The sequence below is a fragment of the Nocardia citri genome (assembly GCF_054065835.1).
On sequence record NZ_JBSUQM010000010.1, the window covers coordinates 74,189 to 99,889 of the forward strand.

Here is a 25,701-nt window from a genome sequence, read left to right on the forward strand (position 1 = left end):
TGCGTCTCGGTGACTGCCGGTTCGCCCGAAATGCGGTTCCGAACGGCAGCTCTCGAACGGCGGATGCGATTATCGGCCTGGCTGGCGCTAATCGTGCCAGCGGGGTGTGCGCTTCTCGAGGAAGGCCGCCATGCCTTCGCGGGCGCCGGGAAGTTGGGCAGCGGCGGCCATGACCTCCAGGGCGAGAGCGTAGGCATCCGCTTCGGGTCGGTCGAGTTGGCGGTAGAGAGTGCGTTTGCCGAGTGCCTTGCTGGCCCGGCTGCCTCGGGTAGCGCGGGCGAGCAACTCGGCTACGGCGATGTCGAGCTCGGCGTCTGGCACGGCGCGGTTGATCAGGCCCCACTGTTCGGCGGTGCGGGCATCGATCGGGTCGCCGGTGAGGGCCAGTTCCATCAGCCGTTTACGTCCGACGGCGCGGGCCACCGGCACCGCGGGGGTGTGGCAGAACCAGCCACCCTTACCTCCGGGGAGCGCGAAGCCGGCCGATTCGGCGGCGACGGCCAGATCACACGAGGCCACCAGCTGGCAGCCCGCGGCCGTGGCCAGACCGTGCACGCGGGCAACCACCACCTGCGGCACCGACTGGATCGTCGACATGAGCTCGGTGCACAGTGTGAGCATTTCCCGCACGCCCAGCAGGTCGCGCGCGGATACGTCGGCGAAATCATGTCCGGCGCAGAACACCGGCCCGTGCGCCCCGAGCACGATCCCGGTGGCGTCGGTCTCGCCCGCGGCCCGGAACGAGGCAAGCAGTTCAGCCAGATGCTCGCCCGACAGCGCATTACGCCGGTCCGGCCGGTTCATGGTGATACGCACGGTATCGCCATCCTGTGTGACCCGTACATGCCGATACTCCAAGGCGGTCATACCTCCACCGTAGGTCTACCGGTGACGACACGACACCACTGCGCGCTTGTCGACATGGAATCACCAATCTCGGGCGGACGAGCTCAACACCCTGCCGTGGCTCAGGCTCTACCGGTGCTCGGTGGTCCGACCGAACCATCGTCTTCGACCGGGAAGTAGACGCCCTGCTCGGCCGAATCATCGAAAATGTGCGTGGTCGACCGTGTGCACCGGAAGGTCCGGCGTTGGCCGATCAACGTCCTTGTGGCTTTGTGAACGTCGCTGCTACCTTCGGGTGTGCGCCCGCAGCGACCAGACGCGCCGCGCTCGGGGCGTTGCGGCTGCCGATTGTCGCAGTGCGCGCCCGCCAGTAGACGGCCAGGGTCAGTAGCGCAACCACCCACATCAACGCGCCGACGGCGAACAGCGTTGGACCGTCCGGATGCATGAGTGACTGGGCTCGCATCGCTTGCCAGAACATGATCGCGAGCAGTCCGGCATAGCCCGATGCGAGCACACCGATCAGTGCGGCGCGCGTGCGTTCGGCTCGCAGCCACGGGTAGCGCGGGGCCAACCAGGCCAACGCGACAACCGCGAACAGCAATAGCTGAATGGCGTGTAGCCCGAGGAAATGTGGGATGCGCAGATCGCCGCCGATGGTGCTCCAGTGCGTGATCGGCATACCGCCCACACCGTCGCGCGCGTCCAGCGACGGGGTGTCCAGCACGGTATGTCCGGCCATCAGCTCGACCACATTGCCGTCGGCGTCGCGCACCAGCTGTTTTCCGGTGAACCCCATGAGGTACCCGAGTGCCATTCCGACGACAGCGAGACCGAGTCCGGCGTGAATGGCCCGCGCGGTCGGCCGGTCGACCAGCCGCTGCCATGAAAGCGTGAGCACGATAACGAGATTCGCGAAGAACAAGCCCGGCACGCCGGACGCGAATACCAGCTGGCCGATCGAATTCACCGCATCGGACTCGTTGTTGAAATGGCTGTAGGTACCGCGCGCGGCCTGCACCACGATGAATCCGACATCCACGAATCCGGTGACCGCGAACATCGTTCCCATCCACCAGGTGACGCGGCTTCCCTTGTGCGGCAACGACAGTAGCCACGCCAGCGTGATGCCGTAGAGCACGAATGCGAGCCCGAACTTCAACGGCTTGAGCCACACGGATTCGTCGAGCAGCATTCGGTCGTCGAACACCATGCCACCGGCGCAGAACAGGACCAGCCCAGCCATGGTGGCCACCATCCACAGCAGTGGGCGATGGAGGCGACCGCCGCGCGGCAGGTCGGGTACGACGGCGGGGAGGCGGTGGCGCGCGGAATCGCCGTGGGTGGAAAGAGTATCGATCGTCGGCATGATCCGACGGTAGGAATCGACGACACTCGGCCACGTCCCACCGCGGCGCCATTCGCGGCTGATACCGAGGTACTACGAATCGACCACCGGATGCATTCTCGATCCCCTCATCGAATCACGAATGCGCCGGTGGGCGAGATGGTTACGTCAGCGGTGGGCGAGGCGCCTATTCCGCCGCGATGCCGACGGCGATACCGCGCGCGCCGAGCCAGGGCATCGGATCGATCGGCGAGCCGTCGTCCGCGTGGACTTCGTAGTGCAGGTGCGGGCCGGTGGAGAAGCCGCGATTGCCGACGGTGGCGATGATATCGCCCGCGCGCACCTGCTGACCGACGGAGGCGAGAATGTCGTTCACGTGGCCGTAGATGCCGATGGTGCCGTCATCCTGACGCACCCGCACCCACAGACCGAAACCGGAGGCCGGACCCGCGTCGATAACGGTGCCGTCGGTGACCGCCGCGATCGGGGTCCCGATAGGGTCGGCGAAATCGAGACCCGCGTGCAGTGCACCCCAGCGCATACCGAAGTTGGATGTCAGCACGCCATCGATGGGACGAACGGTGCGCGGCCGGGCCGCCTCGGCGGCCGAGCGGTGCTGCTCCCATGCCACGGCCTCGGGAACGATCTGCGGCATCTGGGCCTCGCGCGGGGTGACAGCGGTGAAGGCATCGGTGCCACTGGTCCGGTCGGCCTGCTCGGTCTTTCCGGCCGCCGCGTCGGGCTTCACGGCGGCCATGACGCCGAGTGAGGCGGTGACAACTGCGGCTGCGGCAACCACCCGGGTTACGGCTCCGCTGCGGCGTGCGCGGGTCGGGCCGAGACGATTAGATAACGGTACGGTCACGGGCATTGCTCGAAAGTACGGGACCGTCTTGGGAGTTCCGCAATTGTGTGGCAACGGTCACTGGCCGAAAAACCCCAGTTGGTTTAGCACAGCCGAATAACGGCACGAGGTGGATGTGTGGTCGACCTGGTGGAACGTCGTAGCGCGTGCAATTGACCAGCAATACGTCGGCGGCTCACACTATTTTAGTGGCGACTAATGGAGTACGTGCCCTCGGTGCGCTCGCCGACCCGACCCGCCGGGCTATTTTCGAGGCGTTGCCGACCGCTCCGCTGTCTGTCGGCGACCTCGCGAAGCTCGTCGGCGTGAGCAGCTCGGCGGCCTCCCAGCATCTGCGCGTACTGCGCGAGGCGCGGCTGGTGATGATGCGCCCGGAAGGTAATCGGCGGTTGTACTTCCTGGATCCCCGCGGACTCGGCGATGCGCGCGACTATCTCGATCAGTTCTGGCCCAGCGCACTGGCGGCCTATGCCGCTGCCCTGAGCGATGCCCGCGCCGCGGAAACGGGCAGCTGAGCGCGCAGATCAGCGAGTACAGAGAACGGTCAACCCACGCGGCGATACGCCGTTCGTCCGCGATTGTTGTTTGCGTTCCACGCTCGCTTGGCCAGCTGCTTGTCGACCGCGCTGATCACCTCGGTGACGCCGATCCGCAGCAATCCCGGATCGGGCGCGTCGGCCATCGGATCGCCGAGCTGACCGGCCCACAGCACCGCATGCCTGCCGAGGAGATGTGGAGGCGGCCCACCCCAGCGCGGCGGTGTCGGACCGAACAGCAATACGGTGCGGGTTCCGAAGGCGGTGGCCAGATGCGCGACCCCGGTATCGCCACAGATGACGAGTGCGGCCTCGGCCACCGTGGCGGCGAGTTCGATGAGGTTCTGCTCGCCCGCGAGCACCCGGCCCACGGGCAGACCCGCGCGGGCCGCGATATTCAGCGCGATATCGCGCTCGGACTCGTCACCGGTGAGCACCACCTCGCGATCGAGCACGAGCAGATGCCGCACGACCGCGGCAAACCGATCCGGTGGCCACCGGCGGGCCGGTGCGCCCGCACCGACGTGCACCACGACGCAATCGCGGCGGCTGGTGGTCGCGACCGGCGGAACGAGTCCCAGATTGCGGCGATCGGCGACAATGCCGTCGGATTCGAGCAGATGGCACCAGCGTTCGACGTAATGCGTATCCGCAGGCCATTCCGGGCCCTCGAGCTCCGGAAAGGCCGGATTGCGGTAGGAGAGGATGCGCCCGGGATCGGTCTTGGTGAGCGCGACGATGCTCTCGGCGCTCGGTCCGTGCAGATTCACCGCGAGTGCGGGTTGAGGAGCGTCCCAGCGCAGGTTGGTGAGATCCGCGGTGGGGATCATGGAGTCGACGGAGGCGACCAGGTCGACGATCGGCTTGAGACGGTGCGGCGCGGCCAGGACGATCTGATCGTGCGGTCTCGCCCGTCGCAGCGCGCGCAACGCAGGAACCGCGGTGAGCAGATCACCGAGGCCACGTGCCTGCAGCACGAGAACAACCGCCACCCTCTTCTCCTAGCCACCCGAGACTCGCGAACCCGACCCCTCGCTTCACCTCGAGGGTGCACAACGACGAGAGTCACTTACGGATGACTACCCGAGCCCTCTCGGCGATAAACGTGAGCGAGTAGCTCGTTATCGAGCCCACTGTCCGCATCGGAAGACTAGCCTCGGCGGATGGCGGCCCACTACCACCAAGGAGCGTTCCTATGACCTCCCGACTCAACCCGTACATCAGTTTTTCGGACTCGGCGCGGACCGCGTTGGAGTTCTATCGAGACGTGTTCGACGGTACGCTGAACATGCAAACTTTCCGGGATATGGGGGATAAGGACGCGCCCGGCGCGGAGCTGATCATGCACGGCATGCTGGAGACGCCGCGCGGGTTCACGCTGATGGCTTCGGATACCCCGCCAGGTATGGAATACACACCGGGAAGCAGCATTTCGATCAGTCTCAGCGGTGACGACGCCGAGGAACTGCGCGGCTACTGGGACAAGCTGTCCGATGGTGGCACTGTGACCGTGCCGTTGGAGAAGCAGGTGTGGGGCGACGAATTCGGCATGTGCCTGGACCGCTTCGGTGTCGCGTGGATGGTCAATATCTCAACGCCTGCCTAGGCCGGGCCGCCGCTCAGCGCGTTTGTCTAGCAAATACTCAGAAAACCGCTGTTATAGGGCCTAACATCACGTCATGACGACAAACAGCGTGCTAGAGGGTCCTCTGCAGTCGCTTGCACGCATGGCGTGGCAATCGATTCTGGTCACCGGCATCCTGTCGGTGGTCCTCGGTGTGATGATCCTGGTCTGGCCCGGTGTGACACTGGTGGCCGCCGGGATCATCTTCGGTATCTATCTGGTGGTGAGCGGCTTCCTGCAGCTGCTGGCCGCGTTCGGCACGCACACCAGCACTGGAATCCGGGTGCTGGCGTTCGTCAGTGGTGTGTTGTCGATCATCATCGGTGTCTTCTGCTTCCGTAACGAGCTGGAGTCGATTCTGTTGCTCGGCCTGTGGATCGGCATCGGCTGGCTGTTCCGCGGTGTTGCGCTGCTGATGGCGGCGATCTCGGAACCCGCGCTGCCGGGCCGGGGCTGGGAGGCCTTCTTCGGAATCATCACCGCGATCGCTGGTGTGGTGTTGATCGTGTGGCCGGTCGCATCGGTGGCGACACTGGCGTTGGTCGCCGGGTGGTGGCTGATCATCCTCGGCATCATGGAGATCGTCACCTCATTCGGCGTCCGCAAGGATGCGAAGAAGCTCGCCGAGGTTTGAGACCTTCGATGTGCCGGGGCCGTCGCTGCCCGCGGCGGCCACCGGCGTACTTCCGGTGGGGGACTGGTCTTTTCGCCGTCGCGGCGCTGCCGCTGGCGAGAATGGCCGCAGTGGTTGGCCTGCCGCGACGCCGATACCGCCACTGTGCCGCCGCAGTCCCCGGGATCCGGGCTCACGCCGTGGTGCTGAAGCTGACGATATGAATGGAAGCTTGTTCCGACCGGCTCCGATATATAGCGGATCTTCCCGTTGACGGGCTGCTCACGTTTGGTCGCGCGGGCGTGAACGGCCGTGCTGTACGGGCATTACCTTTGCCGTCCGGTACGGTCGGCCAGCAGGACCGCGGCGGTGATCAGCACGATGATGATCAGCTGGATCGCGGTGCCGATGGTGACCGCGGTGGTGCTGTAGGTGGGCAGGTCCACCGATTGGGTGGCCCAAACTTCGGGTCGAGTGATGACGTTCACGCCAGCCCCTCGGTAGTAGTGTTCGGGCATGTGGCCTGGCCATATGCCTTCCTGTCCTTCCAGCGTAGATCGCAGGTTATCCCGGGTCGCAGTCAAGATTTCGTGAAGAAACTGCTTGTTTCGTCGGGCTCGCCGACTGGTTTTCATTTCCGGAAAACGTAACTGTCGTCGCGCCGCATGTGTACTTCGGCGATCCGGGTGATCACTCCCCATGATCCGTACGAACGAGATCGACTTGTGAAGCGGCCCAGGGGCATTGTTGCTTTCGATCCGCACCCGCGCCCATGACTCCGGGCGCGGGTGGCCGAGATCGATGGCTTACTTGTGGCAGGCCTGACGGTAGTCGTGGATGGCCGCGCGCGCGGTCCTGAAGTCCTGTACGTCCTGCGGGTGCGCCTGGCGGTAGGACGTCCACTCCGCCTTGCGCTGATCCTTGGGCAGGCTCTTCACCTTCGCTACTTCCGCGGCGAAGTCCGGGTGACCGGCCAGGAATGCCGCGACCTTCGCAGCGCTGTCCGCCCTTGCCTGGGCCGCGGCCGCGGGGTTGCATTGCGGTCCGGGGTCGGCGGAGGCGGTCGCGGGCAGGGCGATGGCCAGACCGGTGAGGGTGGCGGCGACGAGACTGCGCTTCATTCTTACTCCAGTGGTGGGAGGGATATGTCCCCATCGAATCTGCCGACCCGACCTGCCGAGCGCACTTGTCGTGCCACGATCTTCAGGCGATCTTCAGCCGCAGCACGAAGACGGCACCGTGCTGTTCGGGCGCAGGGACGACGCAGATCAGGTCGCCGCCATGGGCTCTGGCGATGCCGCGGGCGATGGCAAGTCCCAGGCCGGAACCGTCCGCACGGCGATCGCGTGCCTGGTCGAGACGCACCAGCCGGTCGAAGATCCGTTCGCGTTCGCCGGGCGGCACCCCCGGGCCAGTGTCGCTGATCATCACCTCGGCCAGGGTGCTGCTGGTGGCGCCGACCCGCACGGTGACCGCGCCGCTACCCGGCATGGCTTGGCACGCGTTCTCGAGCAGATTCAACAGCACCTGGTTGACACGTTCGGGGTCGATGGCCGCGACCACGTGATCGCCCGCGAGTTCGAACTCGATATCGCTGTGCAGCAGCCGCATCCGATCCAACTGGGCGGCGGCGAGGTCGTAGAGATCGGTCGGTGTGTGCCGCAGCCGCAGACCAGCGTCGATACGCGCCAGATCGACGAGATCGTCGACCAGCCGGCCCGCGCGCTGGGCCTCACGGACCAACAGCAACTGCATCTGCAGGCTGGCGTCGGGATCGGCGTCGGGTGGCTGCTGCAGGACCGCTTCGGCGATCGCGCGAATTCCGGTGATCGGGGTGCGCAACTCGTGCGCGGCGTCGGCGACGAAGGTACGGAGCTGTTCCTCCGAGGCCTGCGCTCGGGCCTCGGCGCCCTCCAATGCGTCCAGCATTTCATCGAAAGCCGTTGCGGTGCGGCCCAGTTCGGTGTCAGGCCGCGATGGCGACAACCGCCGCCCGCGCCGGCCGTGGGCGATCTCGCGAGCCAGCACGGTCATCGAATCCAATGGTGCCAGGGCGCGCCGAATACCGAACGGCAACCCGATGACGATCACGAGCAGCGCGGCGGCGGTGGTGCCCGCGAGGACGCCCACCAGCTTCGACTGCGCTCCCGCCACCAGTTTGGTATCGAGCTGCAGGGTCATTCGCGCGTGGGCCAACTCGCCTTGGCCGTTGAGCAGCACGTGTCTGGTCTTCACCGTGGACTGGTCCTCGTGCTGGGCGTTCAGGCTGCCGAAGGTGCGGCCGTCGGCGAGGACGAGCCGCGCCCGTACCGAGCGCGCATCGATCCGGGTGAGCAGATCGGTGGGCGAGATGCCTTGGCCGGCAAGTTGCTGTGCTAGTTGAACGCGGTCGGCGAGCACCGCGTTCTGACCGCGATTCAGCGCCAGCGAGAACAACCCGTGCACCACCAGCGAAACGATGATCAGTACCGCACCGAGCACCGTAGCGGTGGTGAGCGTGACCCGCCTGCGTAGCGACACCGTCTTCATCGCACCCCGACCCGGTATGAGCGGTGGTGGTCACCCGGGCGGCGCTGCCAGCTCACTGGTCGCCGACTCGCAAGGTGTAGCCGAGGCCGCGCACGGTGTGCAGCAGCCGTGGTCCGTGTGCTTCCAACTTGCGTCGGACCGCGCTGACATATACCTCGACCAGGTTGGGGTCGTAATCGTCGTATCCCCATACGGCGGTCAGGATTTGGGCCTTGGTGACCACCCGGTCGCGGTGCGCGGCGAGATAGCCGAGGAGCTTGAACTCGGTGAGGGTCAGCACGATGTTCTCGCCGCCACGGTGTACCGCACCGGATTCGACGTCGATGACGAGATCGCCGATCGTGGTCTTGGTCTGGAGTCTGCCCATCCGCCGCAACAGCGCATCGACCCGGGCCACCAGCTCGGCCAGGTCGAACGGTTTGACCACATAATCATCCGAGCCGGCCCGCAGCCCGCGCAGCCGGTCCTCGATGCCGTCGCGGGCGGTGAGGATGACGACACCGGCCCCTGATCTGGCACGCACGGTTTCCAGCAGAGTGAATCCGTCGCGTCCGGGCAGCATGATGTCGAGCACGACCACATCTGGCCGGAACTGCGCGAGATCGCGCTCCAACTGCTGGCCGTGCTCACGGCTGAGCACCTCGTGTCCGGCCGTGGTCAGCCCCGATCCCACCGCGACCCGGATGGCCTCGGCGTCTTCGATGACAAGTATTCGTCCCGCCTGCACAGGTGTCATTGTTGCGCCTCGGAGCTGAAGATTGCCTGAAAGGCCGCGACGAACGAGCCGACGGACGCGGGGGCCGACGCGATACTCGAATCATGGGCAGCCAATCAGCGCAGTGGATGCGCACCGCGCGCGTGCTTCGCCGCGCCGGCTTCGGCGCGACCGGGGTCGAGATCGATGCCGCGCGTGCGCAGCAGCCCGCCGACTATCTGCGATCGGCATTGACCACCGGTCCCGATGCCGATCCCGGCGCGCGGGCGACGCCGCTGCCGGTGTTCGCCGAGACCGCCGCACCGGGCAAAAACGCGACGGCCGAGGTCCGCCGACGGTACAACGCCGAACGCAACAACGAAATCGCAATGCTGGGCGCGTGGTGGCTACGGCGCATGGCCGCCGTACATCAGCCGATCCATGAGAAGCTGACCCTCTTGTGGCACAACCATTTCGCGACATCGGCGGCCAAAGTTCGCAACGCCGCCGCCCTGGCCGCGCAGAACCAGAAGCTGCGCACTCTGGGCACCGGCGACTTCAGCGCGCTGGCCTACGCGATGCTCACCGACGCGGCCATGCTCGAATGGCTCGACGGCACCAGTAATTCGGCGAAGGCGCCCAACGAGAATCTATCGCGCGAGTTCCTGGAACTATTCGCGCTCGGGCACGGCAACGGCTACACCGAGACCGATGTGCGCGAAGGCGCGCGTGCGTTGACCGGGTGGACGATCGACGGCAGCGTCGCCACGTTGAATTCCCAGCGGCACGATCCCGGCACCAAAACCGTGCTCGGTGTGACAGGTTCGCTCGGCGCCCGCGAATTCTGCGATATCGTGCTCGGCCGGCCCGAGTCGGCGCGCTATCTGGCCGGGCGGATGTGGCAGCAGCTCGGCTCCGATACACCGCCGTCGCAACTGGCGATCGATCGTGCCGTGGCGGCCTACGGACCCAACCGCGACGCCGCCGGGATGGTGGTCGCGATCCTCACCGACGACGAATTCGCCGCCGTGCATGACTCTGTCGTGCACGGCCCGGTCGAATGGCTGATCGGCATGGTGCGGGCGCTGGCGGTGCCGATGGACAACGACGCCGACGTCAAGAAGCTGTCGGGTGTGCTACGCAATCTCGGACAGCTGCCGTTCTACCCGCCGTCGGTCGGTGGCTGGTCGCACGGCCAGGCGTGGATGTCGACAGCCGCGGCGCAGATTCGACTCACCGCGGCATCTGAGCTCGTCAAAAAGGCGGATCTGAGCGGGATTTCGTCCGCCGCGCCGGGCGATCGCCTCGATGCGGTCGGCTACCAGCTCGGCATCGGCTCCTGGTCGAACCGCAGCGCCGCCGTGCTCGCGGCGGTTCGAAACGATCCTGCCCGACTCACCGCGATCGCGGTGAACACTCCCGAGTACCTGACCAGCTGACCGGAAAGTCATCGAACCATGACTCGATTCAATCGCAGACAGTTCCTTGTCGGCAGTAGCGTATTGGGTGCGCTCGGGCTGGCCGGTGGCTCCGTGATCACCTGGGAGCAGGTGCACCGGCACGCAGCCACCGCACCCCTGGCGCCGGGCGACGGAATCCTGGTCCTGGTGACGATGTACGGCGGCAACGATGGCGTCAACACCGTGATTCCCTACGCGGACAACGCCTATCACGATGCGCGACCGGAGTTGTCGTATCAGCCGCAGGAGGTCCTGCACCTGGACGGGCAGCTCGGACTCAATCCGGCGATGAAGGGTTTCGCGGACCTGTGGGGCAACCACAATCTCGCGATCGTGCGCGGAGTCGGCTATCCGCATCCGGATCACAGCCATTTCCGCTCGATGGACATCTGGCAGACAGCCGCTCCGGACCGCCCGGTCGATACCGGATGGATCGGGCGCTGGCTGGACGCGACCGGCGACGACCCCATGCGTGCGGTCAATATCGGCCCGGTGCTGCCGCAGTTGGCGATAGGGGATAAGCGCACGGCAGCGGCGCTGGATCCCGCCTCGGCCCCGCTATCGCCGGAACTATCCGCCGCCTTGGCCGCACTCGCTGCCACCGACCCCCGCGACAGTCCCGCCCAGGCGCTTGTTTGTGCAGGCTATGACGCCGAACAGGCTGTGACGCAGACATTTTCCTCGCTCGGCGCGAAACCCGCCAGCGCTGGTGGCAATCCGCTCGCCGCCCAGCTCGCGCTCGTCGGACAGTGCATCAAAGCGGGCGTACCGACCCAGGTGTATTCGGTGAGCCTGGGCGGCTTCGATACCCATGCCGATGAACGCCGCACCCAGCAGCAACTGCTCGGACGGCTCGACGAGGCGGTGTCGGCGTTCTTGACGGATATGGCGGGGCATCCCCGTGGTCGCGACGTAGTTCTCATGGCCTACAGCGAATTCGGCCGCCGCGTCGCCGCCAACGCTTCCCAGGGCACCGACCACGGCACCGCCGGGCCGGTGTTCGTCGCGGGAGCGCGGGTCAAGGGCGGCTTCTACGGCGACGAGCCCAGCCTCACCGACCTCGACAACGGTGATCTGAAAACCACCGTCGACTTCCGTGACATCTACTCGGAATTGCTGCACCGCGTCATCGCGACCGACCCTGGTCCCGCTGTCGGTACCGCTCGGCACGACCTGGGTTTGATCGCCTGAGGGAACATCTTGTCGCTCAGGGCCTCGCGCCGCTGATTACCCTGCGACGTTCAACGTCCCATCGGCGGCGCTCGTGCTGGACATGCTGTGTCGATGGCCACCACACTCCGGCGGATGGCCGTGCCGGCGCGGGCAGCGGTCCGGGCGGTTTCCGGGGGTGGTCTCGTTCAGGACCAACGCCTACTGGCTGCATGTCGTGGATTCCGCCATCGCATCCGGGCGCGCGTGCCCGCGTGCGCTGAGTGGCGCCGAAATAGGTTTCGGGGCTCAGGCGAGGGCGAGCCGAACAGCATCGGCGGGGTTGTTGGCACGTTGCGCTGCGGGGATAAGGTTTCCGCTGGCGTCGCGAAGTTGCCAGCCGCCGAGGGAGATGACGGGAATGGTGCCGCGGTGGCGAGCGAAAGCGAGTTCGGACAGGGTCCCCCAGGAACCGCCGATCACAATTACCGCGTCGGCCGAGTGAATGAGAATAGCGTTTCGCGCCTCACCCATATTGGTGTAGAGAACGGCGGACAGACCGCGACAGGCGGCCGACCGGTCCGTATCAGGCCGCAATCCGATGACAAGACCGCCCGCGCGGGAAGCCCCCGCGGCGACCGCGGCCATGACGCCGGTCCCGCCGCCGCACAAAACGGTGGCACCGGCAGCCGCGAGCAGTCGCCCCACCTCCGCAGCCCATTCGGCCTCGGTGTTCGTGCAATCACGCGGTCCACACACCGCGACCTGCAGGGGTATGTCCCGAGCCATGGAGTCGACGATATCTGCCGAGCGAGATGGCTGGTTCGAGCATCGCATCGCGCCGGGGCGATCTCTACGCGCGTTTAGCGAGCAACGTATCGAGTTGAGCGGCGAATTCCTCGGTGGCGCTTCGGTATCCGACGTGGTCGCCGGCGAATTGGAACCGGTATCGCGCGTGTTGGGGCGTGACGGCCGAACCAGCGCGGTGGTCCGGCGACTACGCGGACTTGCGCAGCGTCGAAAGACGCCCTACACCCCACGCGACCACGACCGCCGCCAGGAACGACAGCAGCGACGCGCTCATCCACGCCTGCTTGGTGAAGTGCAGCTTTTCCTGCACGTCCACCCAGAATTCGGTCCACACTCCGGCGGCGCCCGGGTTGATCAGCTGGTAGACCGAAAGTCCTCCCAGCCAGGCGAAAACCATGCCCCACCGTGATGGCGCGGCCGCCGCGGTATCCCAGTGGTCGCGCACCCGCAGGAAGAAGTCCGCGACGAGTACGCCGAGCAGCGGCACGAAAACCGAACCGATCAGGCCGAGGAAGCCGAAGTAGTTCGCCATATTCAGCCGCAGTGCGAGCAAAGTGATCAGTACGCCGAGACCGATCGAGAGCACCCGGCGGTCGACCCGAGGTGTGAGATTCTGAATCGACACAGCCGTCGAATACACATTCGCGAATGACTGATCGGCCTCACGGAAGACGAAGACGAAGAAGAACACCGCGCCGAGGGTGACCTTGAGGAACGGCGAATAGACCCCGCCGTCGCCGGACGCGAGCGCCAACGCGAACAACCCGAGCACATAGGCGATGATCTGGGTGAACGCATAGGCTGCACTGGCCGCGCCGAATGCCGCGCCAGTGCTGCGGGAGTGCCGGGTATAGTCGGCCGCCACCGGCACCCAGGAGATCGAAACCGCAAGTGCCGCATCGGTGGCGATCCAGAAGAGATTCCAATCCACGCCGAACGGGCCGCCGCCCTTCGGCCCCGGACTGGCGGTGAGATCCGGCAGACCCGCGCGGACGAACTGGACGTAGAACCAGATCAACGCGATCACCACGCCGACGGTCACGAACCGCCGCAGCATCCGCACCGAACCGAGTGGCCAGATCGTCAATACCGTCGTCAGCACACCCGCGGCGACCACATAAACCCAGTGCGGCCCACCGTCGAACAACTCCTCGGCCGCATCGCCGATCACGATGAGTTCGAAGGTGCCCCAACCGATCAGCTGCGCGATGTTGAGCACTGTCGGCAGGTAGCTGAGCTTCGCGCCGAACAGTCCACGCAGCAGCATCATCGCGGGCTTACCGGTCTCGGCACCCGGCACCGCGGCCAGTCCGAGCATGAGTCCGCCGACTATCGTTCCGATGATCATGGCGAGGATGCCTGCGGCGATGGAGATCTGCGCGACACCGTCGGTATTCGGCGCCAGTACGGTGTATGCGCCGGAGAATGCCAGCAGGCTGACCCCGAGGTTCGCCCAGAACGCGCTCTGATCCCAGAACGACAGGACCTTCGGCGCGGGTTGATCCAGGGTCAGCGGTGCTTCGCGCCGCTCGGATGGATCGAGGGTGGGTGCAGACATCCCGGTACCGCTCTCCCTACGCCGGCATTACCCGGACAGGTTCATGCGGTCGGCGAAACGTGGGGTCCGCCCTCTCAGCCCGGCCGTGCCCGAGCTCCCGCGCTGGGGTTGTTCGGGCGAAATGCTACACCCGCGCACCGGCGCGTCGGGCCGCGCTTCGGACATTCCAGACAGGTTCCGCCGAGACCGCCCCGAAAAGCGCGCCCAGCGACCATACTTGTGCGGTACCAACTTGGTTATTGCTCGGTTATCTGCCGCTCATCGCCCGCCTCAACCTGGAATGAGTACGCGCCCATGATGCTGATTACCTTGCACGAGACTGTCCTTGCTCAAATCGGGGATCCGACGCCCGAGGCGCCGCCCAATTCGGAGAAGATCCTGCAGATGGTCCGTTACCTGACTTGGTTTGTCATGCTGTCGGGTGTCTGCGGAATCACTTACGCCGGAGGCAGGTTCGCCTGGGAGAAGTGGAGCGGCGGCACCCTGGACTCGCCGAAGATGCTCGCCGGCGCCATGCTCGGTGGCGTCATCGCGTCCAGCGCCGGCACCATAATGAACGCTATCGTCGGCTGAAATCCGTTGCGGGAGTTCGGCTGACGGTGGCTCCGGCCGCGGCGGCGATGCGCGCGAAGACGATCGCGTCGCGGACCGCCGCACCGCCGGGATCATTGTTGAAATAGACGAACACCTCCGCATGATCCGGCCAGGTGTCGGCCAGCCGTCGCGCCCAACTGGTCAGTGCCGTGCGTCCATAGCGCGGTGCCGGTGTCGCACGTCCGGAATGCAGTCGCAGATAACCCCAATCCGTCGTCCGCCATAGCGGGGCGACCGGGCGGGACCGGACATCGGCCCAACACAGCGCCGCACCGCATTCGGTCAGCACAGCACGAACTTCGGGAACCCACCAGGAATCGTGCCGGGGTTCGACCGCGATCCGGACCTCTTGCGGAAAACAGCGTAGGCAGGCGTCGAGCAGTGCCGGATCCGCCCGCAGAGTCGGCGGAAGTTGCAGGAGCACCGGTCCCAGCTTGTCGCCCAGTGCGCAGGCGTGCGCCATCAACCGCGCGACTGGCTCTTCGGGTTCGCGCAGCCGCTTGATGTGGGTAAGGAATCGGCTTGCCTTGACCGCGAAACAGAAGTCCGGCGGTGTTCGATCCCGCCATGCCGCGAAGGTCTCGACGCTGGGCAGTCGATAGAAGGCATTGTTGCTCTCGACCGTCGAGAAGCCCGCTGCGTAGGTTTCGAGCCACGCGCGCTGCGCAACGTTTCCCGGATACAACACATCGCGCCAGTCCCGGTACTGCCAACCCGACGTGCCGACGAGCAGGGCCATACCACCATGGAACCAGGTTCCTGTCACAGCCGTATCAACTATGCTGCGTAGTAGAATGAACAAGCTCTCGTCGCCGCACAGGCCGTGCTTGTCCGGTCAATAGCACCCTTCGAGGGTCGCGGCGGCGACAACATCGATGACATCGTTGACATCGTTGTGCGCGGACAACGCGGTGCGTTGGCGCCGAGCGCCGTTGCCACGTGCGAGCACCGCATCGACGGTTTCGGCGACGAACTGCTGGTCACCCAGCTGCTCGAGCGCGGGAGTGAGGTGGTCGACCAGCCTGCCGAGCAGGGTGTGGGCCGGAAACGCGCGGCCGCTGAGCGTGTCGAGCCCATCGCCGTCCAACCCGGATCGGGCGGCCTTCCAATACGCGGCCCGCAAAACCTCCGCGGGCACCGGCGGCGGTGGCAGCCCATTCTGCAGCGCGGCGTTCGCCATGACGACAGCGGCGCGAATCAGTGTGGCCAGCAACGCCGTTTCCTCGACCGTCGCCGGTACATCACTGACGCGCACCTCGACAGTCGGATACGAGGCCGAGGGCCGCACATCCCAATACACCATCGCCTTATCGAGAATGCTGCCGCTGGCGAGCATCATCCGCACCATATCGTCGTAATCGGCTTCGGAATCGAAGAACGGTGGCGGTCCGGCACTCGGCCACCGCCGCCACTGAATACTGCGCCAACTGGCGTATCCGGTATCGGTGGCGCGGTAGACCGCGGAATTTGCGGTCAACGCCAACAGTACCGGTAGCCAGGGCCGCAGATAATTCCCCACCCGCACCGCGGTTTCCCGTGACGGCACCCCGACATGGACATGGCAGCCACACAAACCCTGCTCATGGGCGAGCATCCCGAAATTGCGTTCGATGCGCTGATAGCGCGGGGTATCGGTGACCGGAAACGTCTTCGGTACCGCGGGCGGAACAGCCACCGCAAGCAGCCGTGCGCCGTGCTTCTCCGCGCAATTGGCCACACTGCGTCGCAATCGACGCAGGTCATCGAGTAAATCGGGGGTCCGGGTGTGCACGCCGGTATTTATCTCGACCTGACAGCGCGTCAACTCCAACTGCAGATCGATGCCGACATCGGCCGCCGCCGCCGCGACTTCGACATTCCGCGGACTCGGCGCACCTGTGATCGGATCCGCCAGAAGGAACTCCTCTTCCACGCCGACGGTGGGCAGGGCCACGGCCATTACTGGATTTTACTGCGCAAATCGCTGGTCCGGACCGATGCCGGAATCGTTTGAGTCGCCCGCGCGCGGGTAGGTCGACCTTGGTGAAAGATCGGCGAGAAAGGGGTCCCGGTCATGTCCGAGGAATTGCGCGGTGTGCGCGCATTGGTCATCACCGCGAATACCGGCGTCGAACACGACGAGTTGCTGATGCCGTTGGACTGGTTGCGCGAACACGGCGCCGTCGCGGTGCACGCGACCCCCGAACGCGGCGAGGTCCAGACTTTTCGACACGATGTCGACAAGGATGAGGTCGTGCAGCCGGATGCGGCACTCAACGATCTCGAGGTCGACGATTTCGACCTGCTCGTCGTGCCGGGTGGCACGGTGAACGCGGACAAACTGCGTGTCTGCGAGCGCGCCGTGGAAGTCGCACAGCAGTTCGTGCGCGCGGGTAAGCCCGTCGCGGCGATCTGTCACGGTCCCTGGCTGCTCGTGGAGGCCGGCGTCCTCGCGGGCAAGACGTTGACGTCCTACCACTCGCTGCGCACCGATATCGTCAACGCGCAGGGGCGCTGGATCGATCGTGCGGTGGTGCGCTCCGATGAGAACGGCTGGCCGCTGATCACCTCCCGCAGTCCCGGCGATCTCACCGAATTCACCGACGCGATCGCCGCCGAGCTCACCGCGGCTCAGTCGGCCCAGGCCTTCGTCGGCGATGAAATCTTCTGACACCGGCGAGTTCCGCCGACCCGAATCGTCAGGCCGATATGGACACCATCAACCTCGCCGACCGCTACGAGCGGCCGCCCATCGATCGGGACAGCATTCGCAAACGGCTCGACGCGGGCATCGAAGAAGATTCCGGCACCGGCGGCCTCGACCGGAACACCCGTGGCTGACCACCATCAATCCGGACAGCAGCCCGCACGTCACCGCCGTCGGCGCACTGTGGGTGGATAGCGCCTCCGCGTTCACCGCCACGCTCTCGACCGTGGAACCCGCTGGTCGGACCCGCTGGCGGTTCTGAGTCGCACATCGATTACCTGTCAGGTAATCGTGTCGGAGCCGTGCGCTTCGTAGGATCGGCACAGTGAGTACGCAGACAGCCGGTGACCTGCTGCGCCATTGGCGGCTCGAGCGCAGGCTCAGCCAGCTGGAATTGGCTGGGCGCGCCGAAACTTCCGCGCGGCATCTGAGCTTCATCGAAACGGGTCGCGCGAATCCGAGCCGCACCATGGTCGTACATCTGTGCGAGCAGTTGGAGATTCCGTTGCGGGAGCGCAATCGGCTGCTACTCGCGGCCGGATTCGCACCCGCCTACGCCGAACCGTCGCTCGATACACCCGCGATGGATGCGGTGCGCGGTGCGATGCGCCAGATCCTCGCGGGGCACGACCCCTACCCCGCGCTGGCTATCGACCAGAGCTGGAACATGATCGACGCCAATTCCGGTGTGGCACTGCTGTTGACGGGCATCAATCCGAAACTGCTGACCGCACCGGTGAATGCGTTGCGACTGAGCCTGCACCCCGACGGTATGGCGAGCCGCATCGTCAATCTGGCCGAATGGCGTGGCCATATCTTCGAGCGCCTGTCGCGCCAGATCGACGTCACCGGCTCGTCCGAACTACTCGAGCTCCGCGAAGAACTACGCGAATATCCCGGTGGCACAGTCGATCTCACCCTCCCAGAACCCGACCAGGCGATCGTTCCGCTACGCCTGCGCCGTGACGACCACGAACTGTCGTTCATCAGCGTCACCACGGTGTTCGGTACACCGATGAACGTGACCGTCGCCGAACTCGCCATCGAATCGTTCTTCCCGGCCGATGCGGAGACGAAGAGGCGCCTCAATGGTGTGTCGTGATCAGTGGCATCATGGCCCGCACCCCATCTCACCGCAGGCCTGGCAGCGGTTCAGCTCGTCTTCGCGATGACCTTCTCCGCGAACCGGGACAGGTGCGCGATCTTGGTGTCCAGCGATTCGGTATCGGGTTCGGTGGTGTACGGGTAGCGGAAGCCGACGATCACATCGGTGACGCCCTTGTCCTCCAACCGCTTCACACCGTCGACAGTGAACCCGTCGAGCGAGATGACGTGGATCTCGAAATCCTCGCGGGAACCGTATTCGGCGCGCAGGACATCGAGTTTCGCGAGCAGGCGGTCCAATTCGGCCGGATCGCCACCGGCGTGCATCCAGCCGTCGCCACGCTGAGCCGCGCGCCGTAATGCCGGTCCGCTGTGTCCGCCGATGAGGATCGGAATCGACTCGGTCGGCACCGGGCTGATCTTGATGGGCGACAGATCGTAGAACTCGCCGTGGAATTCGAAATAGCCTCCCGCGGTGAGCCCGCGCACGATATCGATGCACTCGTCCATCCGGGCGCCGCGACGTTCGAACGGCACACCCATGATGTCGAAATCATCCGGCCACGGACTGATCCCGACACCGAATCCGAACCGATTCCCGCTCAACGCCGCGACCGAGGCGGCCTGCTTGGCCACCAATACCGGTGGGCGGATGGGCAGCTTCACCACGAAGGGTGTCAGCCGGAGCGTAGTCGTGGCCGCCGCGATGGCCGCTGAGAGCACGAAGGCCTCGATGAACGGCTTGTCCTCCAGGAACTCCCGCTTGCCGTCGGGGGTGTATGGGTAGGTGGCGTCGGATTCCTTCGGATAGGCCACACTGTCGGCGATCGTGATCGAGGTGTACCCGGCTGCCTCCGCGGCCTGCGCCAGCGGCAGATAGAAGCTCGGATCCGTCATCGTTTCGGCATAGGTGAATCGCATCTCGATCGCCCTTCATATTTCGGTCCTGTGCGCGTGTTCGGCTGCCGCCCGCCCGCATATCCCGATGCCACGGTGACCATGTAATTCGCGGGCGCGCCACGCGATTCGCACAACCGCGGCCCGAACTGCATGTCGGGGATGGTGAACCACTTCGTGACGCCGTATCGCTGAGTGAACTCGCGCGCGGTCTCGATATCGCGTACCACCCAGCACAGCTGGTAGATCGGGCCCCGCGCGATGGTCATCGGATCACCTCGAGTCTGCTGCACGAAGGCCGCTCGCGGCACGGCCGAGCATCCGTTCCGTCCGGCCCCAATTAAGCACCTATGCCTAATATCGTCAATACTCGGATTCAGTACAGTGCTGGTATGGCCGCCGAGGATCCGCGTGCCGCACTGCTCGATGCGGGTGAACGACTCATCGCCGAGCGCGGCGTGGATGTCCCGCTGCGCGATATCGCCGCGGCCGCGGGCCAGCGCAACAACTCAGCAGTGCACTACTACTTCGACTCCCGCGCTGGTCTGCTCGAGGCCATCGTCGACCGCCGCATGAACTGGCTCGAAGATCGCCGAATGGGCCTGCTCGCCCGATGAGTCCGACGGCACCGCATATGAGATCCGCGCACTGGTCGCGATGCTCGCCGCTCCCATCCTCGAACTCATCTCCACCGCACAGGTCACCCATTACGGCCGCTTCCTCGAGGTGGTGCGCGCCCACCCGGTAATCGCCGACGCGCGCCGCCTCGCCGGCGCCGACCGCGCCGCCGTCCGCATCATCGCCACCCGCCTGGACGCGGCCCTCCCGCAACTCCCCTCCCGCCGACGCCGCCAGCGACTGGAAACCATGGCGACCATTATGTTCGCCCTGATCGCCGACTACGAACGTGCCCTGGAAGCGGGGGTACGCATCGCGGATCCCGACAGCGATACCGGCGAGATCGTCGACATGATCGTCGCCATGCTGACCGTTCCGGTGCGCGAGGCGACTTCGGGTGGTGGGTAGGGATGTTCGTTTCTGTAGGTCAAGGGGTAGCCGTTCGATACCGCCCCTGGCCTGACGCCGTCTCCCCCAAACCGTGGGAACATCAACGGGCTCGGGGGCAGGGTCCACGTGAGTGGTTATTGCGTGAGTTCGGCGAGCGCGTCTTGTAAGTATGTGGCGATGTTCCAGACGTCGGGGATGGTGTCGGTATCGGCGAGGATGCCGAAGTCGAGGTGGCCGTTGTAGGACATGACGGTGATGTTGAGTGGGCCTGATAGGTCGGTGAGTACAGAGATGGGATAGCAGCCGGCTACCTGGACTCCTGCGGTGTACAAGGGTATCTGCGGACCGGGGACATTGGAGACGATCATGTTGGCCAGTGGGAGTGCGGGGGCGGCGACGCGCAGCAGTAGGCGGGTGGCCAGTCCGTGCAGGATCTGGGGGAGTGCCGCGGTGGCATAGTGCAGCAGGGCCGGTGGGGTGGTGTGGAAGCGGTCTTTGGCGGCGAGCATTGCGGCGTGGGTGAGTTTCATGCGGTGCTGTGGGTCGGTTTCGCCGATGGGTAGTTCGGACAGCATGATGGAGAACTGGTTGCCCGCGGTGCCGAGTTGCTCGGGGGTGCGCACCGATACCGGGATCGCGGCCACGGCCGGCTCGTCGGCCAGTGCGTCGTGGTCCTGTAGCCAACGGCGGAGTGCGCTGGTGCACAATGTCATCACCACGTCGTTGACGGTGCCGCCGAAGCTGTTCTTGACCTGTTTGACGGTGTCGAGCGATAGCGAGACGAAGGCGAAGGACCGGCCGGTGCCATTGGGGCCGTTGCCCGGCAGCGTGGGGTTGGCTTTGGGCAGGTCGGTGAGTGCGTTCGGCAGCATCGGTCCCAGGCGTAGCGGCAGGCGTACTCGTTCGGCTTGGCGGGCCATGGTGTGTGCGATGCCGCGGCCGAGTATTTCGGCGGGGTTGGGTGTTCGTGCCAGTCGGAGGCCGTCGGGGGGTAGCGGCACGGGCCGGGATTCGGGCGCGATGTCGAACACCGCGGCCATGACTTCGGCTCCGGACACACCATCGATGAGTGCGTGGTGCACTTTGGTGTAGATGGCTTGGCGGCCTTCGGCCAGCCCCGAGATGAGGTGGCATTCCCACAGTGGTCGAGTTCGGTCGAGTGGTTGGGCGTGCAGGCGGGCGGCGAGTTCGGCGAGCGCCTCGTCGGTGGAACCTTCGGGCAGGCGTGTATCGCGCACGTGATATCCGAGGTCGATGGTGTCGCTGTCTTCCCAGTAGGGGAGGTCGAGACCCAATGGGACGGTGTGTAATCGCCACCTCAGGGGTGCGATCAGATGTAGTCGGCTCGCGATCAAGCGGCGCAGGACCGTGACGTCCAGCGCGCCGCCACTGGTGGGTGGCTCCAGCAGTGTGACCGATCCGACGTGGAGCAGCATGGTCGGTGATTCGGCGTCGAGTAGCAGGACATCGAGTGAGCTGAGTTGCCGGGATGGCCCGTTGTCGGGCGAGAGCGGAATGTTGTGCGAGGGTGTCGCGCGGGCAGCCGATGTGCAGGTGGCGAGCTGACCAGGGGTAACGATGCGGGCGTTCAGGTGGCGGGCGGTTTTCACGTCGGCGTGGGGCATGGGGTCTCCGCGTTGTCGCTGGGTTCGGGACAGACTGCCGATTCAGTTCAGCCGGCATCTGTGGGCGCTGGGAACCGTTCGAGCCGCTCCGCTCTTGCGGTGATACCGATGTGCGTGTCGAAGACGCGCCATTGAGGTTAGTTGTCGGCGAGGTGCTGTCGGCTGCGGTCATGTGCCCGCGACGTTAATTCTGCGCAAACGCGAGACCTACGCCTTATTACTCGCGGGTGTGCCGGTATTACGTTGGTTCGGCGAACTCCCAGGTATAGCCGGGGTCTCGGGTTCCCGAAAGATCTGCGACTGCTACGGAATTCGGAATCGGACGTTGATGGCAGACTCGGCACTGGTTTCGGCGACACTCGAGTGGGTAATTACGTCGGCCATGAATTGGGTGAGGCGGCCGAGAGGGCCGCTCCGACGGCGGGCAAGCGACAGTACTGTGTGCAGTAATTCAGTACTGCTATCCGTAGTCGAGGAGTCTCGTGGCCGTCGAACGCCTGCTGCCCACCGAAGAGGCCCGCGATCTCATCCAGCTCACCCGCGAGATCGCCGATAGGGTCCTCGCCCCCATTGTCGACGAGCACGAGCGAGCCGAGACCTATCCCGAGGGCGTCTTCGCCACGTTGGGTGCGGCGGGGCTGCTGAGTCTGCCGTACCCGGTCGAGTGGGGCGGTGGCGGGCAGCCGTACGAGGTGTATCTGCAGGTGCTCGAGGAAATCGCCGCTCGATGGGTCGCGGTCGCGGTCGCGGTGAGCGTGCACAGCCTGGCCTGCCACCCGCTGCTGGCGTTCGGCACCGCGGAGCAGAAGCAGCGTTGGCTACCGGATATGTTGGGCGGCAACCTCATCGGCGCCTACAGTCTGTCCGAACCGCAGGCTGGCTCCGACGCCGCGGCCGTCGCATGTAAGGCGAACCCGGCCGACGGCGGCTACCGGATCAACGGTACGAAGGCATGGATCACCCACGGCGGAATCGCCGATTTCTACAACCTCTTCGCGCGCACCGGGGACGGATCGCGCGGCATCTCTTGTTTCCTCGTACCGCGCGAGACCGCCGGGCTCACCTTCGGCAAACCCGAAGCGAAGATGGGCCTGCACGCCGTACCGACCACGACCGCCCATTACGACAACGCATTCCTCCCCGCGGAGCGCCGGATCGGCGCAGAGGGGCAAGGACTGCAAATCGCCTTGAGCGCACTGGATTCCGGTCGACTCGGGATCGCCGCGGTCGCGACCGGCCTCGCCCAGGCCGCGCTCGATGAGGCCGTCGCCTACGCGAAGGAGCGTACCGCCTTCGGTAAACCCATCATCGACCATCAGGGTCTGGGTTTCCTGCTCGCGGATATGGCCGCCGCCGTGGACTCCGCCCGCGCCACCTACCTCGACGCGGCGCGGCGCCGCGATGCCGGACTGTCGTACGCGCGGCAGGCGAGTGTGGCGAAGCTGATCGCCACCGATGCCGCCATGAAGGTCACCACCGACGCCGTACAGGTCTACGGCGGCTACGGCTACACCCGCGATTTCCGCGTCGAACGCTACATGCGCGAAGCCAAGATCACCCAGATCTTCGAGGGCACCAACCAGATCCAGCGCCTGGTCATCAGCCGCGCGCTCGCACACTGAACCCCACTCCCAGCGAGATTCCGATTCGACCACGCAGGCGCCGAGAGGGCGGACCCGTCTGCTACACCTGCCGGGAGCGCCGCGTCAATTCGACTGTCGCGGCGCGCACCTCGGCCGCCGAATCGATCGGCATCGCATAGCACACCCGGGTGCGTGCCACCCCGCGCGGCGTCACGACCCGCAGGTCAAGGCCATAGCGGTCCGCGCGTTCACAACTGGCCTCGGTCGCATCCAGGTATCCGCCCAATACCTGCGCCATCGACAACAGCGCGTCCGCATGATCGTCATTGAGATGTGTGATCGCCGGCCCCGCCACCGGAACCACCGGATCCGGCGCGGCCGCCAGATACTGTTCGGCGGTTGCGGAATCCATCCGCCCGTATCCACCGACCCATCGAACTCGCCGCACGCGCAATACCCACAGCGAGAAGTCGCTGTAATCCACGTAGTACTTCGCCGCGGGCACCGCCGCCAGATGTGCCGCCCGCGCCGCCGCGGCCTCAGCACCGACCGGGCGCTCCACCACACCGGCCAGCGTGATCCGGGTACCGGCCAGCGGATCGGCGGGCACATCGGGCGATAGCACCGACAGGCTGGCCCGCGGATCCGCAGCGAGGTTGCGCCCGTGCTCGGCCATCCGCGACACGCACAGCACCGGTTGACCATCCAGCAGCCCGTAGGTGACGAACGACGCCCACGGGCCACCGTCCTCGCTCAAACTCGCCAAGGTCGCGATATTCGTCGCCGCCGCAACGGTTCTGGCCTCCTCGGCCGCCGAGGGACGAGCGGCATTCGCTACCGGCGCGGTCGGCTGTGGAGTCGAGGGGGCGTCGCCGGGATCACCGTGATCGAGAGTCATACCGTCCATCCTCGCAGGTATCCACCGCCATTCAGCACGGCGTCCCACCCGGCGCACGAACCAAGGGACGGACGCCGATGAGCTGACATCGGACACTCGAAACGCCGACGACCGGATAGCGAAGCGATCGATCGCGCGCACAACGGCCGCTGATCGGCAAGACTGGCGTGCGTGACCAGATACGCATTCGACGCCGACCGCAACGCCCTCGTCGCCATCTGGGCGACCGGACGCGGCGATCTCGCAACCACGGTGGCCGAGCTGCCGCCGATAAACCATGATCAAGCAACGAGTTTGGCGTCTAATCTGACCACCCTGTCCCGTTTCCAGTGGCGCACATATACGCATCCGGCAAGTGCCGCGGGCGATCCCGACGTCCCCAACAGCGAGGCCTGGCGGCGCGCCGAGGAACGCCGCAACTTCAAGGAAGTCGAGGCCGGAATACGCACCCCGAACCTGCCGACCGACCACGGACTCGTCGTTTCCTACAGCGGCGTGGTCGAATCCGCGCACCGCGTCGGGCGCACCCTGCACGCCATCAACGACTCCGCCCTGCGCGACACGATCGCTGCCGAGGTCCGCACCGAACAGGCCGCCATCGAATCCGCCGAGCTCGGCGCTCTGTCCGGCCGCGCCCGCCAAGCTGTCGAACTCTCCCGCCCGGACGTCTCACCGGCCCAGGTGCAGGCCGCCGACCAACTGCTGCGCGCCGACCCCCTCGGCACCCTGGAGCTGTTCACCGAACTCGATCCCGCGTCCGCATCCGTCGCCGCCGCACACTGGCTCTACGCCGCCGCCGAGATCGCGGGCGAACTCGCGGGCGTGCCGACCGCCGATGTGGTCGTCGAGGCCGACGATATCGAAGCACTGCAAGTCGAAACCCCGACCCTGGTGCTGGAGCGCCTGATCGCTGGTGAGACCCCGACCGAGATCGTCGTCGACCTCATCGCCGAGGCCGTCGCCGTCTCCGAAGGGCACGTGCCGGCACCGTGGGCAGTGGTGGCCCGCGTCGCCGAAATCGAAGAGCAGGCGCGCAAATTCGATCTCGACAGCGCCTCGCGCGCCGCACTGCTCGACGAGTTCCGGATCAGCCGCCTCGACCCCACCCGCCCCGCCCTCGACCTGCTCGAAGACCTCCTCGACGGCATCCGCGGCTGCTTACTGCTCTACTCGGCCCACACCGAGGGCGCCGACACGGAAGTCGAAGCCCAGTTCGCCGCTGACGTCACAGGGGAAGCCGACTGCCACTCCGACCAACTATTCTGATCCGGGTG

28 protein-coding genes and 1 riboswitch are annotated in these 25,701 nt (G+C 65.8%); of the genes, 13 read left to right on the forward strand and 15 right to left on the reverse strand.

Annotated features, from left to right (window positions below):
• Positions 1-87 precede the first annotated feature (87 nt).
• The 3 genes from ACW2Q0_RS16605 to ACW2Q0_RS16615 form a co-directional block, all read right to left on the reverse strand.
• On the reverse strand, positions 88-867 hold the full coding sequence (locus ACW2Q0_RS16605; RefSeq protein WP_457191013.1) for an enoyl-CoA hydratase-related protein: 780 nt from the start codon (positions 865-867) through the stop codon (positions 88-90).
• Positions 868-1,099: 232 nt separating this feature from the next.
• Entirely contained in the window at positions 1,100-2,215 is a 1,116-nt protein-coding gene (locus tag ACW2Q0_RS16610; RefSeq protein WP_457191015.1) for a hypothetical protein, read from the reverse strand.
• A gap of 166 nt (positions 2,216-2,381) precedes the next feature.
• Complete coding sequence (locus tag ACW2Q0_RS16615; RefSeq protein WP_457191016.1) at positions 2,382-3,065, reverse strand: M23 family metallopeptidase; 684 nt, start codon at positions 3,063-3,065, stop codon at positions 2,382-2,384.
• Between the two features lie 182 nt (positions 3,066-3,247).
• On the opposite strand from ACW2Q0_RS16615, the gene ACW2Q0_RS16620 reads away from it, so the two are divergent.
• Complete coding sequence (locus ACW2Q0_RS16620; RefSeq protein ID WP_457191018.1) at positions 3,248-3,574, forward strand: ArsR/SmtB family transcription factor; 327 nt, start codon at positions 3,248-3,250, stop codon at positions 3,572-3,574.
• Positions 3,575-3,603: 29 nt separating this feature from the next.
• Here ACW2Q0_RS16620 and ACW2Q0_RS16625 read toward each other — a convergent pair whose 3' ends face one another.
• On the reverse strand, positions 3,604-4,587 hold the full coding sequence (locus tag ACW2Q0_RS16625; RefSeq protein ID WP_457191019.1) for a glycosyltransferase family 9 protein: 984 nt from the start codon (positions 4,585-4,587) through the stop codon (positions 3,604-3,606).
• A 203-nt stretch (positions 4,588-4,790) separates the two neighbouring features.
• Here ACW2Q0_RS16625 and ACW2Q0_RS16630 point away from each other — a divergent pair, with 203 nt between their 5' ends.
• Both ACW2Q0_RS16630 and ACW2Q0_RS16635 read left to right on the forward strand, forming a co-directional pair.
• Positions 4,791-5,201 (forward strand): VOC family protein, encoded by a 411-nt coding sequence (locus ACW2Q0_RS16630; RefSeq protein ID WP_457191021.1) that lies wholly within the window; start codon positions 4,791-4,793, stop codon positions 5,199-5,201.
• 73 nt (positions 5,202-5,274) lie between these two features.
• Positions 5,275-5,853: an HdeD family acid-resistance protein gene (locus ACW2Q0_RS16635; RefSeq protein WP_457191023.1), complete on the forward strand. Its 579-nt coding sequence runs from the start codon at positions 5,275-5,277 to the stop codon at positions 5,851-5,853.
• Positions 5,854-6,158: 305 nt separating this feature from the next.
• Here the strand turns inward: ACW2Q0_RS16635 and ACW2Q0_RS16640 are convergent, their stop codons facing one another.
• The 4 genes from ACW2Q0_RS16640 to ACW2Q0_RS16655 form a co-directional block, all read right to left on the reverse strand.
• Positions 6,159-6,320, reverse strand: a complete 162-nt coding sequence (locus tag ACW2Q0_RS16640; RefSeq protein WP_457191025.1) for a hypothetical protein — start codon at positions 6,318-6,320, stop codon at positions 6,159-6,161.
• A gap of 318 nt (positions 6,321-6,638) precedes the next feature.
• Entirely contained in the window at positions 6,639-6,953 is a 315-nt protein-coding gene (locus ACW2Q0_RS16645) for a hemophore-related protein (protein ID WP_457191027.1), read from the reverse strand.
• Between the two features lie 82 nt (positions 6,954-7,035).
• On the reverse strand, positions 7,036-8,361 hold the full coding sequence (locus tag ACW2Q0_RS16650; RefSeq protein WP_457191029.1) for an ATP-binding protein: 1,326 nt from the start codon (positions 8,359-8,361) through the stop codon (positions 7,036-7,038).
• A gap of 52 nt (positions 8,362-8,413) precedes the next feature.
• Positions 8,414-9,097, reverse strand: a complete 684-nt coding sequence (locus ACW2Q0_RS16655; RefSeq protein WP_457191031.1) for a response regulator transcription factor — start codon at positions 9,095-9,097, stop codon at positions 8,414-8,416.
• Positions 9,098-9,180: 83 nt separating this feature from the next.
• Between ACW2Q0_RS16655 and ACW2Q0_RS16660 the strand changes: the two genes are divergently transcribed.
• Positions 9,181-10,494, forward strand: a complete 1,314-nt coding sequence (locus tag ACW2Q0_RS16660; protein WP_457191033.1) for a DUF1800 domain-containing protein — start codon at positions 9,181-9,183, stop codon at positions 10,492-10,494.
• Positions 10,495-10,512: 18 nt separating this feature from the next.
• A complete protein-coding gene (locus tag ACW2Q0_RS16665) occupies positions 10,513-11,706 on the forward strand; it encodes a DUF1501 domain-containing protein (protein WP_457191035.1) in 1,194 nt (397 codons plus the stop codon).
• A 267-nt stretch (positions 11,707-11,973) separates the two neighbouring features.
• Here ACW2Q0_RS16665 and ACW2Q0_RS16670 read toward each other — a convergent pair whose 3' ends face one another.
• Both ACW2Q0_RS16670 and ACW2Q0_RS16675 read right to left on the reverse strand, forming a co-directional pair.
• Entirely contained in the window at positions 11,974-12,453 is a 480-nt protein-coding gene (locus tag ACW2Q0_RS16670) for an SLOG cluster 4 domain-containing protein (protein ID WP_457191037.1), read from the reverse strand.
• A 208-nt stretch (positions 12,454-12,661) separates the two neighbouring features.
• Entirely contained in the window at positions 12,662-14,032 is a 1,371-nt protein-coding gene (locus ACW2Q0_RS16675) for a purine-cytosine permease family protein (protein WP_457191039.1), read from the reverse strand.
• Positions 14,027-14,143, reverse strand: a riboswitch (TPP riboswitch). Its footprint overlaps the gene before it by 6 nt.
• Before the next feature lie 183 nt (positions 14,144-14,326).
• Between ACW2Q0_RS16675 and ACW2Q0_RS16680 the strand changes: the two genes are divergently transcribed.
• Positions 14,327-14,605, forward strand: coding sequence for a hypothetical protein (locus ACW2Q0_RS16680; protein ID WP_457191041.1), 279 nt, complete (start codon positions 14,327-14,329; stop codon positions 14,603-14,605).
• Here the strand turns inward: ACW2Q0_RS16680 and ACW2Q0_RS16685 are convergent.
• Together ACW2Q0_RS16685 and ACW2Q0_RS16690 are read right to left on the reverse strand one after the other, a co-directional pair.
• Positions 14,592-15,365, reverse strand: a complete 774-nt coding sequence (locus ACW2Q0_RS16685; protein WP_457191209.1) for a DUF72 domain-containing protein — start codon at positions 15,363-15,365, stop codon at positions 14,592-14,594. The two genes, ACW2Q0_RS16680 and ACW2Q0_RS16685, sit on opposite strands and share 14 nt — an antisense overlap.
• A 96-nt stretch (positions 15,366-15,461) precedes the next feature.
• Complete coding sequence (locus ACW2Q0_RS16690) at positions 15,462-16,565, reverse strand: glutamate--cysteine ligase 2 (protein ID WP_457191044.1); 1,104 nt, start codon at positions 16,563-16,565, stop codon at positions 15,462-15,464.
• Positions 16,566-16,679: 114 nt separating this feature from the next.
• Between ACW2Q0_RS16690 and ACW2Q0_RS16695 the strand changes: the two genes are divergently transcribed.
• From ACW2Q0_RS16695 to ACW2Q0_RS16705, 3 genes are all read left to right on the forward strand, one after another.
• Positions 16,680-17,276 (forward strand): type 1 glutamine amidotransferase domain-containing protein, encoded by a 597-nt coding sequence (locus tag ACW2Q0_RS16695; RefSeq protein WP_457191045.1) that lies wholly within the window; start codon positions 16,680-16,682, stop codon positions 17,274-17,276.
• Between the two features lie 38 nt (positions 17,277-17,314).
• Positions 17,315-17,446 carry a hypothetical protein gene (locus ACW2Q0_RS16700; protein WP_457191047.1) on the forward strand — a complete coding sequence of 44 codons (132 nt, stop codon included), beginning with the start codon at positions 17,315-17,317 and terminating at the stop codon, positions 17,444-17,446.
• Between the two features lie 182 nt (positions 17,447-17,628).
• Positions 17,629-18,414: an MmyB family transcriptional regulator gene (locus tag ACW2Q0_RS16705; RefSeq protein WP_457191210.1), complete on the forward strand. Its 786-nt coding sequence runs from the start codon at positions 17,629-17,631 to the stop codon at positions 18,412-18,414.
• Between the two features lie 50 nt (positions 18,415-18,464).
• On the opposite strand, the gene ACW2Q0_RS16710 is transcribed toward ACW2Q0_RS16705, so the two are convergent.
• A complete protein-coding gene (locus ACW2Q0_RS16710; RefSeq protein ID WP_457191049.1) occupies positions 18,465-19,337 on the reverse strand; it encodes a TIGR03619 family F420-dependent LLM class oxidoreductase in 873 nt (290 codons plus the stop codon).
• A 368-nt stretch (positions 19,338-19,705) separates the two neighbouring features.
• On the opposite strand from ACW2Q0_RS16710, the gene ACW2Q0_RS16715 reads away from it, so the two are divergent.
• Together ACW2Q0_RS16715 and ACW2Q0_RS16720 are read left to right on the forward strand one after the other, a co-directional pair.
• Positions 19,706-19,930 carry a TetR family transcriptional regulator gene (locus ACW2Q0_RS16715; protein WP_457191051.1) on the forward strand — a complete coding sequence of 75 codons (225 nt, stop codon included), beginning with the start codon at positions 19,706-19,708 and terminating at the stop codon, positions 19,928-19,930.
• A gap of 40 nt (positions 19,931-19,970) precedes the next feature.
• Positions 19,971-20,339 (forward strand): hypothetical protein, encoded by a 369-nt coding sequence (locus tag ACW2Q0_RS16720; protein ID WP_457191053.1) that lies wholly within the window; start codon positions 19,971-19,973, stop codon positions 20,337-20,339.
• A 116-nt stretch (positions 20,340-20,455) separates the two neighbouring features.
• Here ACW2Q0_RS16720 and ACW2Q0_RS16725 read toward each other — a convergent pair whose 3' ends face one another.
• Entirely contained in the window at positions 20,456-21,946 is a 1,491-nt protein-coding gene (locus tag ACW2Q0_RS16725) for a WS/DGAT/MGAT family O-acyltransferase (RefSeq protein ID WP_457191055.1), read from the reverse strand.
• Positions 21,947-22,428: 482 nt separating this feature from the next.
• Here ACW2Q0_RS16725 and ACW2Q0_RS16730 point away from each other — a divergent pair, with 482 nt between their 5' ends.
• Positions 22,429-23,568 (forward strand): acyl-CoA dehydrogenase family protein, encoded by a 1,140-nt coding sequence (locus tag ACW2Q0_RS16730; RefSeq protein ID WP_457191057.1) that lies wholly within the window; start codon positions 22,429-22,431, stop codon positions 23,566-23,568.
• 61 nt (positions 23,569-23,629) lie between these two features.
• Here the strand turns inward: ACW2Q0_RS16730 and ACW2Q0_RS16735 are convergent, their stop codons facing one another.
• Positions 23,630-24,427 carry a HugZ family pyridoxamine 5'-phosphate oxidase gene (locus ACW2Q0_RS16735; protein WP_457191059.1) on the reverse strand — a complete coding sequence of 266 codons (798 nt, stop codon included), beginning with the start codon at positions 24,425-24,427 and terminating at the stop codon, positions 23,630-23,632.
• 171 nt (positions 24,428-24,598) lie between these two features.
• Between ACW2Q0_RS16735 and ACW2Q0_RS16740 the strand changes: the two genes are divergently transcribed.
• On the forward strand, positions 24,599-25,693 hold the full coding sequence (locus ACW2Q0_RS16740) for a hypothetical protein (RefSeq protein ID WP_457191061.1): 1,095 nt from the start codon (positions 24,599-24,601) through the stop codon (positions 25,691-25,693).
• Positions 25,694-25,701: the final 8 nt, after the last annotated feature.